Below are 13,142 nucleotides of genomic sequence, written 5' to 3'. Positions count from 1 at the left end.
CCCCGACCCCTCGGAGGACCCCATGTACGCCGACGCCCGCCCCTGCACGGTCTGCGGATCCCCCGTGCGCCTCGCGCCCCACACGCCCGACACGGCACCGGCCGACGCCCTCACCGGGCCGCCCGACGGCGTCGTCGGCTCGGGCGACCCGACCGTCGACGACCGGATCTGCACGAACGACGCGTGCCCCACGCGCACCGGCGACGGCTCCGTCAGCCCCTGACCGCGTACGGCGGACGCGGCCGCCGTCGTACGGGAGCGACCACCACCGGGGCCCTCAGCCCAGGGCCTGGGCCACCCGGGACGGGCTGGGGCGGCCGAGGACGGCCGTCATCCGGGCCCCGGCGGCGAGCACCGCTCGCAGGTCGACCCCGGTCTCGATGCCGAGGCCGGTGAGCATCCACAGGAGGTCCTCGGTGGCGAGGTTGCCGGTGGCGCTCCCCGCGAACGGGCAGCCCCCGATGCCGGCCGCGGAGGCGTCGAAGCAGGTGACGCCGGCGACGAGCCCGGCGTGCACGTTCGCGAGCGCCTGGCCGTACGTGTCGTGGAAGTGCAGCGCCAACGAGTCGACCGGCACGCCGGCCGCGGTGTGGGCGGCGACGAGCGCCTGCACGTGGCCCGCCGTACCGACCCCGATCGTGTCGCCGAGGCTGACCTCGTGGCACCCGGCCTCGAGCAGGCCCGCCGACACCTCGGTGACGCGGTCGAGCCCGACCGGGCCCTCCCACGGGTCGCCGAAGCACATCGACACGTAGCCCCGGACGCTCACGCCGGCCCCGCGCGCGGTGGCGGTGACCTCCTGCGCGACCTCGAGCGCCCGCTCGCGCGTCATGTTGAGGTTGCGCCGCGCGAAGGTCTCGGTCGCGGAGACGAAGACCGCGACCGCCGTCGCACCCGACGCGAAGGCCCGCTCGAGGCCCTTGGCGTTCGGGACCAGCACCGGGTGACGGTCGAGCTCGCCCGGCGCGTCGGCGATCCCGGCGAGCACCTCGGCCGCGTCGGCCAGCTGGGGCACCCACCGCGGGGAGACGAAGCTCGTGGCCTCCACGACCGGCAGCCCGGCGGCCACGAGGTCCCGGATGAACGCGACCTTCGCCTCCGTCGGTACGAGCGCCTTCTCGGCCTGCAGCCCGTCGCGCGCGCCGACCTCGTGGATGCGGACCCGCGTCGGCAGGCCCTCGAGCCGGTGGACGGCCGGCAGCCCGGCGGGCAGGGGGGCGCTCACGCGGGGGCTCCGGGGTGGCCGGTCGTGGTGCTGGTGTCGCTCGTCGTCATCGCGTCCCTCGTCTCGTCGCCGCTCCGGCGCCGCCCCTCTCCGGACGGCGTCGGCTCGAGGACGACCGTAGGTCACCCGGGTGACGGAGGACACGTGGCGGGCCCGCCGGCCGAGGCACCTCGCGTGTCGCCGGGCCGGGACCCGGGGCTCGTCCGTCCCGGATCTCAGAGGAACCTCAGAGCCACCGTGCGAGCATCGGCGCGTGACCTCCGACCCGTCCGCCGCGATCCCCGGGAGCGACGGGCCGCGCCTGCTCCTGGTCGAGGACGACGCCAAGCTGTCGGGCCTGCTCGTCCGGCTGCTGTCGGCGGAGGGCTACGTCGTGGACCTCGCCCGCGACGGCCAGGCCGGTCTGCACCACGCGCTCACCCGGTCGTACGACGTGATGGTCGTCGACCGCGGGCTGCCGGCGATCGAGGGCGTGGACCTCGTCCGGCGCCTGCGCACGCGGGGCGTGGTCGCGCCGGTGCTGGTGCTCACGGCGCGGGGCACGACCGAGGACCGGGTCGAGGGCCTCGACGCCGGCGCCGAGGACTACGTCGTGAAGCCGTTCGAGGTCGACGAGCTGCTCGCCCGCCTGCGCGCGCTCCTGCGCCGCCACGTCGAGACCTCGTCGACGCTCGACCTGGGCGGGGCGCTGCTCGACGTCGCCGCCCGGCGGGTGCTCGCCGACGGCGCGGCCGAGCCCGTCGAGCTGTCGGGTCGCGAGTGCGAGCTGCTGCAGCTCTTCGCCACCCACCCCCGCCAGGTCTTCACCCGCGACGAGGTCCGGCGCCGGATCTTCGAGGACGCCGACAGCCCGAACGCCGTCGACACCTACGTCTACTACCTGCGCCGCAAGCTCGGTCGTGGCGCCATCCGCACCGTCCGTGGAATCGGCTACCAGCTGGGGTCGGTGTGAGCGGGCGCTCGTCAGGCACGTCGCCGCGTCCTGGTCGACGTCGGCGCCCGGGCCTCCGGACCCGGCGCGCCGTACCCGCCCTCGCGGACCAGCGCCTGCTGCGCCGCGCGTCCGTCGTCGTGGCGGTGCAGACCGGGGTCGCCGCCGCGGTCGTCATCGCCGTCGTGATCGGGCTCGTCTACACCGTCAGCCTCCAGGCCCGCCTCGACGCCACCGAGCGCAAGGTGCGCGACAAGGTGGAGAACGCGGAGGCGTACGGCAACGGCGACACCGACCTCATCGTCGACGGCCTGCTCGACGGCTGCACCGACGACGACGCCCGCGACGCGACGGCCGACCTGCCCGCGGGCGTGCAGAAGGTGGAGATCTGCGGCGAGCCCTTCGTCGCGTACGTCGCCGCCCCCGGTGACGGGTCCGGTTCTGGTTCTGGGGCCGACTCCGGTGAGGGGGGCGGGGCCGGCGGGCGCGTCGTCGCGGTCACCAGCTTCGTGGAGCAGCAGGAGGAGACGGAGCGCCTGGCCTGGCTCTCGATCCTCGCCGGGCTGGTCGGCGCGCTCGCCGCGGCGGGGCTCGGGTGGGTCGTGGCCCGCCGCGCGGTCCGTCCGCTCGGCGACGCCCTCACGTCGCAGCGCCGCTTCGTGGCCGACGCGAGCCACGAGCTGCGCACACCGCTGGCGATCCTCCTGACCCGTGCCCAGCTGTTGGCCCGCGGCCCCGCCACCGACGACGACCAGCGCGACGAGCTCGCCCAGCTGGTCGACGACGCCCGCACGATGAGCAGCGTCGTCGACGACATGCTGCTGAGCGCCGAGCTGCAGCACCGCCGACCGCCGCCGGAGCCCGTCGACCTGGTCGCCGTCGTCAACGACGTACGTCGCTCGTTCGCCGCCACCGCCGAGCAGCAGCGCGTCGACCTCGTCGTCGACACCGCGCCGGGCACGTCGTACGCCGTCACCGGCATCACCAGCGCCCTGCGCCGCGCCGTCGCCGCGCTCGTCGACAACGCGCTCGCCCACGTCGACGCGGGCGGCACGGTGGCGCTCACCCTCGACCGGTCCGGCGGCACCGTCACCGTCAGCGTCGTGGACGACGGCTCCGGACTCGATCCGGCCCTCGCCGCCGACCTCACGCAGCGCTTCCGCCGCGGCTCCGCCCCCACGTCCGCCGCCCCCACGTCCGCCGCCGACGGCACCCACCCGCGCCTCGGGCTCGGCCTCGCCCTCGTCGACGAGATCGTCACCGCCCACGACGGCACCCTGACGATCACCGGGAGCCCCGGTGAGGGCGCCACCGTGGCGTTCTCGTTGCCCGCGGCCCGGGGGGTCTGAGCCACCCGCCGGTCCACCTCGCTCGACCGCGCCGCTCACGTACGCCGGTGGAAGGTGACCGCGCCGGCCTCGGACCAGGTGGTCGCGTACGTCGGGTCGTGGGCGCGGTGGTGGTGATGGGCGCACAGCAGGACGAGGTTGGCCAGGTCGGTGCGGCCACCGGCGTTCCACGGGGTGAGGTGGTGGCGTTCGCACCAGGCGGCGGGGATGTCGCACCCGTCGGTCTGGCACGTGCGGTGGGTGATGGCGTGGGCGCGGGCCTGGTGGTGGCTGAAGAGCCTCGCGGAGCGGCCGAGGTCGAGCGGGACCGACGCCCCGCCCATGACTGCGGGGATGAGTGCGTGCTGGCAGGCGAGGCGTCGGGCTTGGGCGGCGGAGATCTCGCCGCCGGTGTCGAGGGTGACCGCACCGAGGGCGGCGGTGAGCTTGTCGAGCTCGACCGTGGCGACCACGGCGACCGGTGAGCCGCCCTGGGTCGGGAGCCCGTCGACGGGCAGGTGCTCGACGAGCGCGCAGAACGCCTGACCGCGGCGTACCTCGGCCGGGATCCGCTGCCCGTCACCTGCGCCCGCGGAGCTCACACCGTTGGCGCCCGCGCCGTCTGGCGGGCCCGCGCCGTCTGCCGGGCCCGCGCTGTCTGCCGGGCCCGCACCGTCCGCCGGGCACGCACCGTCCGGGCCGGCTGCGGTGCCCGTCGTACCGGCGTCGTGGTGATCACGTCGGGGGTTCGTGTACGCCTTGAGTGCCCGGGACAGCACGGCGGCGGAGAGGTCGGGGATGAGTCCGGTGATGCGGGTGGTGCCGTCGCCCTGGGGTGACAACGTCAACCGGGTCCGGACCCGGGCTCGGGCCTCCTCCGCGTTCAGTACCGCCTCCTCGTGGGCGTCCGCTCGTTCGGGCGCCACCACCCGTAGGAGGTGGCGCCCGAGGCGTCGGACCTGTTTCGGGGTGAAGTCCGCGCACTCGCCCAGCAGGTGCGCCTCCGCGCGGGCCACCACGTCCGGGTCGAGATCGTCGGGCAGCTCGTCCAGCGCATCGAGCACCGCGGCCGCATGCCCGACCGAGACCTCACCGGACCTCAGAGCGGCGCGGGTCGCGTCGTACGACTCGAGCCGCGACGCGAGGCGTTCCTCGAACCGCAACCGTCCCGGGTCCTGGCGGGTCGCGTGCGCCAGCCACGTCCCGGCCGACCGCGCACCGGCTTCCGCCGCGACGTCACCGGCCCCCGCGAGCACGCGTAGCCGCAGCGCCGAGACCCGTTCCCCGATCCGCGCGAGCTCGACCAGGAGCGCGGCCTTGGTGGGGGCGTCGAGCCAGTCGGGGTCCGTGCCGGTGGAGGCCAGCTGGTCCAGCGACTCGACGAGCTCGGCGGCGCAGTACAGCCATGGGTGCGCGCCGGCGGGGTCACCCGCCGGGTCGCCGGCCGAGGTGCTGGTGGACCACTGCGCGAACGTCTCCCACGTCACGCGTCCACCTCGCTGCGCCAGCACCGACCGCCCTGTCATGACAGCAACGCTAGGGGCCACCACCGACAACGCCGGCCCCCAGATCGAGGGCCTGTGGACAACCTCCGAGCACCGCTCAGCGCGCGCGAAAGCGTGCTTCGAGACGGCCGCAGGCGGCCTCCTCAACCACCGCGGGGCGTGAGGTCGAACTCCACGCCCGGCCAGCGGCCCAGCTCGTCGCCGTCGGCGTGGTGGGCCGTCTCGGGCGTCACCACCGTCCCGCCGCAGAGGGGGCAGAACCCCTGACGTGGCGGACCGAAGCAGACCGGATGCTCGTCGGGCAGCGTTGGTCCGCCACACTCGCCCGCCCCCGTCAGGCCCGTGAAGGATCTGACGCACCGGGCGCGTCGGTTCCTTCACTCCGTACGGCGCCCGTCGCCCCCCAGCGCTCGGCCAGCTGTCGGTCCTGGCCGCGAGCCCTGATCGTGCAGACCCGACAACTCGGCACCCCCCGGGCGAGCCGCGGGCGGCCTCCTCACCCACCGCGGCAGACGCCTCCCTCAACCACCGACGGCCCGCTCTGACAAACCTCTGAGAAAGACGTCGAACCATGGACGGGTCGTGACGTCCGCCCCGGGCCGCGGCCCGAGGTCCACCCGAAGGAGCACCGACGTGCGCTTCCGCCCCCGCCGCCACGACGGCGACGAGAGCCACCCCGCCGACCCGAGCGACCCGAGCGACCCGAGCGACCCGAGCGACCCGAGCCACCACACCCCGGCCCGTACCTCCCGCGCGTTCACGGACTCCCCCGACGCGCGCCTGACGCCCCGCCGGATCGCCCGCCACCTGTCGGTGATGCTGGCCGCGTCGGCGGTGCTGGGCGTCGTGGTGGCGGGGCTGGCGGTGCCGTTCGCGGGCCTCGTGGGGATGTCGACCACCGAGGTCGCCGACAGCGTCAAGGAGCTTCCCGCCGAGCTCGAGACGGAGCCGCTGCCCCAGCGCAGCCGCATCCTCGACGCCGACGGCACGACGGTCGCGACGCTCTTCGACCAGAACCGGGTCAACGTGTCGCTCACCGACGTCGCGCCCGTGATGCGGCAGGCCATCGTCTCCATCGAAGACTACCGGTTCTACGAGCACGGCGCCCTCGACGTCCGCGGCACCGCGCGTGCGTTCCTCACCAACCAGGCGAACGGGGGCGTCGTCCAGGGCGGGTCGTCGATCACGCAGCAGATGGTGAAGCTGACCCTCGTGCAGCAGGCGGGCGACGACGAGGAGGCGCGGGCGGAGGCGACCGCCGAGACGTTCAGCCGCAAGCTGCAGGAGCTGCGCTACGCCATCGCGATCGAGAACGCCTACTCGAAGGACTGGATCCTCGAGCGCTACCTGAACCTCGCCTACTTCGGCAACGGGGCGTACGGCGTGCAGTCGGCGGCCCGCACCTACTTCGACACGAACGCGAGCGACCTCACCCTCCCCCAGGCGGCGCTCCTGGCCGGCCTGGTGCAGAACCCCGTCGGCCTCGACCCCACGGTGAACCCCGAGCGCGCGACCGAGCGCCGCAACGTGGTGATCGACCGCATGGCGCAGCTCAGCGCCGTCACCGAGGAGGAGCAGCAGGCCGCCCGCTCCTCCGAGCTCGCCCTGCGGCTCACCCCGACCAGCAACGGCTGCACGTCCTCGGAGGCCGCCTTCTACTGCGACTACGTGCTGCGCTACCTGCTCGCCGACCCCGCGCTCGGCGAGACCGAGGACGAGCGTCGCTCGCTGCTCTACGGCGGGGGCCTCACCATCCGCACGCCGCTGCGCCTCGACCACCAGGCCTCGGCCGACGCGGCCGTGTCCGGCTCCGTGGACCCCACCGACGACGCCATCGGCGGGCTCGCCATGGTCGAGCCCGGCACGGGCTACGTGCGTGCCGTCGCGCAGTCCCGCCCCATGGGCGACGACGTCGGCGCCGGTCAGACCTACCTCAACTACACGGTGCCGCAGCGGCTCAGCGACTCCGCCGGCTTCCAGGCCGGCTCCACCTTCAAGGCGTTCGTGCTGGCCGCGGCGATCGAGCAGGGCGTCCCGCTGTCGTGGGGCATCGACTCGCCGCCGCAGGTCTCGCTGCCGGAGTCCTCCTTCGCCGACTGCGGCGGCGTCCCGTACGGCACCTCGACCCTCTGGGAGCCGAGCAACCTCTCCGCCACCGACGGGTCGGGGTTCATGACCATGACGACCGGCGCGCGCCTGTCGGTCAACACCTTCTTCGCCCAGCTGACCCAGCGCACGGGCCTCTGCGCGCCGTACGAGCTGGCCCGCAGCATGGGCGTCGAGCTCGACAACCCGACGGGCGCGGAGGGCCCCGGCCTCGCCGAGCGCGTCCCGTCGTTCACCCTCGGCGTCGCCAACGTCAGCCCGGTCGAGATGGCCGAGGCCTACGCCACCTTCGCCGCTCGCGGGCAGCACTGCGCGGCCCTGCCCGTCACCGCGGTCGAGGACGCGTCCGGCACCGTGCTCAAGGAGTACGCCCCGCAGTGCGAGCAGGTCATGCAGCCCGAGACGGCCGACGCGGTGAGCGAGGTGCTCTCGGGCGTCATCGACGGCGGCTTCGCCAGTGCCCAGGACCTCGGCATCGACGCGGCCGGCAAGACCGGTACGACGCAGAGCGCGCGCTCCGTGTGGTTCGTCGGCTACACCCCCGAGCTCGCCACCTCCGCGATGATCGCCGGCGCCAACGAGCTGGGCACGCCGATCTCGCTCAACGGCGTGAACGTCCGCGGCACCACCATCTACAGCGCGTCGGCGTCCGGCTACGCCGCCCCGATGTGGGGCGACGCCATGCGCGGCGTGCGCGACACGCTGGCCGGCAACAGCTTCGTGCCCAGCGACCCGACGACCCTGCGGGAGGCCGTCGGGCCGACCGCGCTCGAGGGCTCCGTGCCCCTCGGCGGCTCCGCCGAGCCGCGGTAGCCCACGCGCACGGGGCACCCCGCCGGAGAACGTCCGGGGCGCCCGGTTTCACCCCCTGGGTGGGACACGGCGCGGGTACCTCTCCCGCGGACACCACACCCGTCCACCGACCGACCGAAGGAGCACCATGCCCACGCTCGCCATCATCGGCGCCGGCCCCGGCCTCGGCGCGACCGTCGCCCGCCGCTTCAGCCGTGAGGGGTTCAGCGTCGCCCTCGTCTCCCGCAACGCCGAGCGCATCGAGGCGCTGGCCGCGAGCCTGCGCGAGGAGGGGATCGAGGCACGCGGCTACGCCGCGGACGTGCGCGACCGTACGGCGCTGCGCGACGCCCTCGACCAGGCCGCCTCCGACCTCGGCCCCGTCGAGGTCCTGCAGTACAGCCCGCTCCCGGCGAAGGAGTTCCTCCGCCCGGTGCTGGAGACCACGCCCGACGACCTGCAGGGCGCGATCGACTTCTCCGTGCACGGCCTGCTCGTCGCGGTGCACCAGGTGCAGCAGCACATGCGCTTCCTCGGCGGCGGCACCGTGCTGCTCGTCAACGGCGGCAGCGCGGTGCGCCCCGCCGCGAAGTTCGCGGGCACCTCGGTCTCGTTCGCGGCCGAGTCGGCGCTCGCGCAGATGCTGCACGAGGAGCTCGCCGGCGACGACATCCACGTCGCCCAGCTGATCGTGCCCGGCGCGATCGAGAAGGGGCACCCGCGCAAGGACCCCGAGGTGCTCGCCGACCGGCTCTGGGCGCTGCACACGGAGCGCGACGGGTTCCGCCACTACGCCGACGACATGGACGCCGAGGGCTGAGCCCCGGCTCCCCGTACGACGACGGGCCCGTGCCCCCCCTCTCCGGGTGGGCACGGGCCCGTCGTCGTACGACGTCCTGGCCTGGGGCCTCAGCCGGCGTGCTTGCCCCCGGCGTCGGGTCCGCCGACCGCCGTGACCTCGTCGACCTCGGCGGTCGGGTCCATGTGCGCCCCGGCGTCGACCAGCGCCGCCCCCGACGCACCGGCGCCGGCGGCCGCCGTACCCCCGGCCGAGTGCGACCGCTCGAGGGACGCGCCCTCCACGTCGACGTCCGGCAGGATCCTGTCGAGCCACCTCGGCATCCACCACGCGGCGTCCCCGAGCAGGTGCATGACCGCCGGGATGAGGAGCAGGCGCACCACGAACGCGTCGAGCAGGACGCCCAGGGCGAGGCCCAGGCCGATCGACTGGATCATCACCGAGTGGGCGAAGACGAACCCGCCGAACACCGACACCATGATCAGCGCCGCCGCGATCACGACGGCCCGGCCGGCGTGCAGGCCCTCCTGGACCGCGACGCGTGCGGCGGATCCGTGGGCGTACGCCTCGCGCATGCCGCTGACGAGGAAGAGCTGGTAGTCCATCGCCAGCCCGAACAGGATCCCGACCATCAGGATCGGCAGGAAGCTGAGGATCGGTCCGGGGTCGTGCACGCCGAAGACCGGCGCGAGCCAGCCCCACTGGAAGACCGCGGTGACGCCGCCGATGGCCGCGAACAGCGACAGCACGAAGCCGAGGGTCGCGGTGAGCGGCACCAGGATCGAGCGGAACACGAAGATCAGGATGATCAGCGAGAGCCCGACGACGACCACGAGGTAGAGCGGCAGGGCGTCCGAGAGCCGCTCGCTGACGTCGATGTTGCCCGACGCGTTGCCGGCGACGCCGACGGAGTCCACCCCGTCGAGCTCGAGGCCCCGCAGGTCGCGCACGAGCTGCTCGGTCGACTCGGCCGTGGGCCCGCCGTCGGGGATCACCTGGAACGCCAGCAGCAGGCCGTCCTCCGAGGCACCGACGGGCGCCACCGCGGCGACGTCGCCCAGCGCGTCGATCTCGGTGCCGATGCGCAGCTGCTCGGCCGGCATCGACTCCTCGGAGACCGCCTCGGGCAGCTCGGCCACCGCGATGAGGGGGCCGTTGACGCCGGCGCCGAACTTGTCGTCGACGAGCTGGTAGGCCTGGTAGGCGGTCGAGTCGAGCGGCTCGGACGACCCGGCCGGCAGTCCGAGGCGCATCGAGAGCGCCGGGATCGCCACGACCAGGAGGGCGACCGTGCCGCCGACCAGCGTGAGGACGGCCCGGCGGGTGCTCATCGGGCGGACGGTGCGCGTGGCCGCGCCCGCGGTCGCGCGGGGCGCCTCGGCGGCGCGGGCCCGCTCCTTCTTGCCGAGGATGCGGGGGCCGACCAGGGAGAGCAGCGCCGGCGTCATGGTGATGGCCACGAGGATCGCGACGAACACGCAGACCGCCCCCACGGTGCCCATGAGGCCCAGGAACGGGATGCCGGTCAGGTTGAGCGCGAGCAGGGCGATGATCACGGTCGCGCCGGCGAAGACGACCGCGTTGCCCGACGTGCCGTTCGCGAGCCCGATCGACTCCTTGAGCGGCACCCCGTCGCGCAGCTGCTTGCGGTGGCGGTTGAGGATGAAGAGCGAGTAGTCGATGCCGACCGCGAGGCCGAGCATGATGCCGAGCACCGGGGTGACCGAGAGCATCTCGACCGTGCCCGAGAGGGCGAGCGAGGCGGCCACGCCGACCCCCACGCCGACGAGGGCGTTGACCAGCGGCAGACCGGCGCCGATGAGGGTGCCGAGCATGACGAGCAGCACCACGACGGCGACCGCCAGGCCGACCGCCTCACCGATGCCGAAGACCTCGGGGATCGTGGCGGCGATGTCGGTGGAGACCTCGATCTCGACGCCGGTGATGCCGGCCCCGGTCATGGCCTCGACGACCGCCTCCTTGGTCTCCGTGGAGACCTCGAACGTCGACTCGTCGAACTGCACCGTGGAGACGGCGGTGGTGCCGTCGGTCGAGACCTGGCGGATGCCCTCCGACAGCTCGAGCAGGGCGGCCCCCTGCTCCAGGGCGGCTCCCTGGGTCTCCAGCTCGGCCCGCGAGGCGTCGAGCGCGGCCTGCTGGGCCGCGAGCTGCTGCTCGGCGGCGGGCAGCTGCCCGGCCGCCTCGGCCTGTGCCCGGGCGGCGTCGAGCTGCTGCTGCGCGGTGTCGAGCTGCGCCGTGCCGGCCGCGAGCTGCTCCTGCCCGTCGGTCAGCTGCTGGGCCTGCGCGTCGATCTGGGCCTGCGTCACGAACGGGTCCGTCGCACCGGAGACGCCGTCGATCTCGCCGACCTCGGTGAGCAGGGTCGCGATCTCCGCCTGCTGCTCGGCCGTGAAGGGGGTGTCGTCGGTGGTGGTCATCACGACGCTGCCGCTGCCGCCGCCGAGGTCGGGGAACCGCTCGGCGAGCTGGTCGCTGACCTCCTGCGTGGCGGTGCCGGGGATCGTGACGGTCGAGGTCAGCGCGCCGCCGAACGCCGCGAAGGCGCCGGCGGCCAGGCCGAGGACCACGATCCAGGCGGCGACCACGCGCCACGCTCGGTCGGCCGCGGACCGGCCCAGTCGGTAGAGCAGGGAAGCCATGGGTGTCGTTCCTCCGGTGCGGGGATGTGCGGTGCGGGCGGGACGTGTGGGCGTACGTGCGGGCGGGTCGGACGCCGGTGGGTCAGGTGCCGGGCGCGTAGCCGCGCCGTACGGTCGTGATGAGGCGGTCGAGCAGGTCGTCGAAGGCCGCGCGCGACGCGTCGTCGAGGGCAGCGCCGGTCTCGTCGATCCAGCGGTCGGCGACCAGCGCCACGCCGTTGAGGAGCGAGCACACCAGGATCTGCGCCTCGAGCCCGTCGACCCCGGGGTTGCGGACGGCCATCTCGGTCGAGATCTCCTCGGTGGTGCGGGTGAAGACGTCCTGGATCAGGTGCTGCGGCCGGGGGTCGGACTCGTCGCCGATCACGCCCGCGAGGTAGGCGATGACGGCCGGCAGGTCGACCCCGCGCATCGCGGTCGTGAACTCGGCGAACAGGGCCGCGGGGCTGCCGTCGCCGACGGGCGTCGCGGCCGAGGCCGTGCGGAAGTCGTCGACCGTCCGCGTCAGCAGCCGGGTGCAGGCGGTGAGGACGACGTCGTCGAGCGAGGCGAAGTGGTTGAAGACCGTACGGCGGGCGACGTCGGCCCGCTCGGCGAGCTCGTCGACGCTGAACACGCGGGAGCCCCGCTCGCCGATGAGCGCGTCGGCGGCGTCGAGGATCGCCTCGCGGTGGCGGGCCTTGAGGGCCGCCCGGCGGTCGGGGACGGCGTCGGTGGTGGGCACCTCACCGAGGGTAGCGAACCGTGCACTGCGTGCAAGCGTGCACTACGTGCATCTATGTGGCGTGCGTCTCGCCCTGCCTAGTCATCGGACGTCGACGGGTCCGAGCGCGTCCAGCGCGGCCTCGAGCGCCTCGACGACGCGGTAGGCGTGGCCCGCGCCGTCCCCACCGCTCGCGGCGAGCACGAGCCACCCGCCCGACAGTCGCGCGGAGACCCGCGGGCGGTCCAGCGCGCAGGCGGCGACGACGGCGTCGGTGATCACGTGGCTGACACCGCGGTCGTGGGCGGCGTAGAGGGTGTGGGTCGCGTCGCGGCTCACGATCCGCTCGTACCCCTCGACGACCTCGGCCCGCGGGCCCACGTGGAGGTACGCCGCCGGCAGCGACGGCGGGACGGCGACGGCCGCCCAGACGATCGTCTGGCTCCGCACCCCGTGCGGGCCGCTGCGCCCCCGGACCACGCGGGTGCCCATGCGGACGGTCCGCCCGCCGTGCGTCTTCTGGAGCACGTCGCGGTGCTTGACGCTGGTGCGCCACGGGGGCAGCCCGAGGGGTCCGCCGTCGGCGCGCAGCAGCGCGGGCACGTCCTCCGGCACGGCGACCAGGTCGGCGGTGGCCCCCGACGCCGCGGCCACCTCGGACCAGCGGGCGTGGTGACGGAAGCGGACCGTCGCCGCCACGCGCGGCACGACGACCAGCACGGCCACCGCGACCAGGACCGCCAGCAGCAGGCCGACGCCCAGCACCACGAACAGGGCCGTCGCTCCCCCGCCCGAGCCGGCCACGACGGCCTCGGTGACGGCGAGCACGAGCAGGACGGTGGCGGCCGACGCCGCCGCCGCGACGACCACCCGGCGCCGCAGCGAACCGGTGAACGTCGGCGAGCCCGACGCCGCCCGACGCGCACGCTCGACGGCCTCGGCCGGTGGCGAGAGGCGCAGCGGAGCGAGGTCGAACACGGGCGCGGGCGGCGAGCCGCTCATGGAGTTGATCCTTCGGACGAGCCCCGCCGAGAACGGGAGGACGAGCGCCCGGCTGAGCGATCGGGAGGACGCGACGGGTCGTGCGCGCACG

Annotated in this window: 10 protein-coding genes; 5 read left to right on the top strand and 5 right to left on the bottom strand. The window is 74.6% G+C overall.

All coding sequences use genetic code 11. From position 1 onward, the window contains the following. The first annotated feature begins 22 nt into the window (after positions 1-22). The gene (locus tag K329_RS0122980; protein WP_028474858.1) at positions 23-223 is read left to right on the top strand and encodes a hypothetical protein; all 201 of its coding nucleotides are present in this window, start codon (positions 23-25) and stop codon (positions 221-223) included. Between the two features lie 54 nt (positions 224-277). Here K329_RS0122980 and K329_RS0122975 read toward each other — a convergent pair whose 3' ends face one another. Then, on the bottom strand, positions 278-1,225 hold the full coding sequence (locus tag K329_RS0122975; RefSeq protein WP_028474857.1) for a hydroxymethylglutaryl-CoA lyase: 948 nt from the start codon (positions 1,223-1,225) through the stop codon (positions 278-280). Between the two features lie 253 nt (positions 1,226-1,478). On the opposite strand from K329_RS0122975, the gene K329_RS0122970 reads away from it, so the two are divergent. Beyond that, a complete protein-coding gene (locus tag K329_RS0122970) occupies positions 1,479-2,177 on the top strand; it encodes a response regulator transcription factor (protein ID WP_245596667.1) in 699 nt (232 codons plus the stop codon). Between the two features lie 119 nt (positions 2,178-2,296). Then, positions 2,297-3,505, top strand: coding sequence for a sensor histidine kinase (locus K329_RS29070; protein ID WP_052337261.1), 1,209 nt, complete (start codon positions 2,297-2,299; stop codon positions 3,503-3,505). 35 nt (positions 3,506-3,540) lie between these two features. Here the strand turns inward: K329_RS29070 and K329_RS0122960 are convergent, their stop codons facing one another. Beyond that, positions 3,541-4,971, bottom strand: coding sequence for an HNH endonuclease signature motif containing protein (locus K329_RS0122960; protein ID WP_028474855.1), 1,431 nt, complete (start codon positions 4,969-4,971; stop codon positions 3,541-3,543). Between the two features lie 651 nt (positions 4,972-5,622). Between K329_RS0122960 and K329_RS29065 the strand changes: the two genes are divergently transcribed. Both K329_RS29065 and K329_RS0122945 read left to right on the top strand, forming a co-directional pair. Next, the gene (locus K329_RS29065) at positions 5,623-7,908 is read left to right on the top strand and encodes a transglycosylase domain-containing protein (protein WP_052337260.1); all 2,286 of its coding nucleotides are present in this window, start codon (positions 5,623-5,625) and stop codon (positions 7,906-7,908) included. A gap of 127 nt (positions 7,909-8,035) precedes the next feature. After that, positions 8,036-8,707 carry an SDR family NAD(P)-dependent oxidoreductase gene (locus K329_RS0122945; protein ID WP_028474854.1) on the top strand — a complete coding sequence of 224 codons (672 nt, stop codon included), beginning with the start codon at positions 8,036-8,038 and terminating at the stop codon, positions 8,705-8,707. A gap of 89 nt (positions 8,708-8,796) precedes the next feature. Here K329_RS0122945 and K329_RS29060 read toward each other — a convergent pair whose 3' ends face one another. The 3 genes from K329_RS29060 to K329_RS30050 form a co-directional block, all read right to left on the bottom strand. Continuing rightward, positions 8,797-11,346: an MMPL family transporter gene (locus tag K329_RS29060; RefSeq protein ID WP_084541538.1), complete on the bottom strand. Its 2,550-nt coding sequence runs from the start codon at positions 11,344-11,346 to the stop codon at positions 8,797-8,799. An 82-nt stretch (positions 11,347-11,428) separates the two neighbouring features. After that, positions 11,429-12,070, bottom strand: coding sequence for a TetR/AcrR family transcriptional regulator (locus K329_RS0122935; protein WP_028474853.1), 642 nt, complete (start codon positions 12,068-12,070; stop codon positions 11,429-11,431). Between the two features lie 81 nt (positions 12,071-12,151). Next, a complete protein-coding gene (locus K329_RS30050) occupies positions 12,152-13,051 on the bottom strand; it encodes a hypothetical protein (protein WP_157571878.1) in 900 nt (299 codons plus the stop codon). Between the last annotated feature and the right edge of the window lie 91 nt (positions 13,052-13,142).

This window comes from Nocardioides alkalitolerans DSM 16699, assembly GCF_000426525.1.
Lineage (GTDB): Bacteria > Actinomycetota > Actinomycetes > Propionibacteriales > Nocardioidaceae > Nocardioides > Nocardioides alkalitolerans.
This window is presented reverse-complemented; position numbering and strand designations above follow the sequence as displayed.

Coding starts and splice junctions, on each gene's coding strand:
- K329_RS30050 (WP_157571878.1), bottom strand. CDS start 13,051: ATGAGCGGCTCGCCGCCCGCGCCCGTGTTCGACCTCGCTCCGCTGCGC.
- K329_RS29060 (WP_084541538.1), bottom strand. CDS start 11,346: ATGGCTTCCCTGCTCTACCGACTGGGCCGGTCCGCGGCCGACCGAGCG.
- K329_RS0122945 (WP_028474854.1), top strand. CDS start 8,036: ATGCCCACGCTCGCCATCATCGGCGCCGGCCCCGGCCTCGGCGCGACC.
- K329_RS0122980 (WP_028474858.1), top strand. CDS start 23: ATGTACGCCGACGCCCGCCCCTGCACGGTCTGCGGATCCCCCGTGCGC.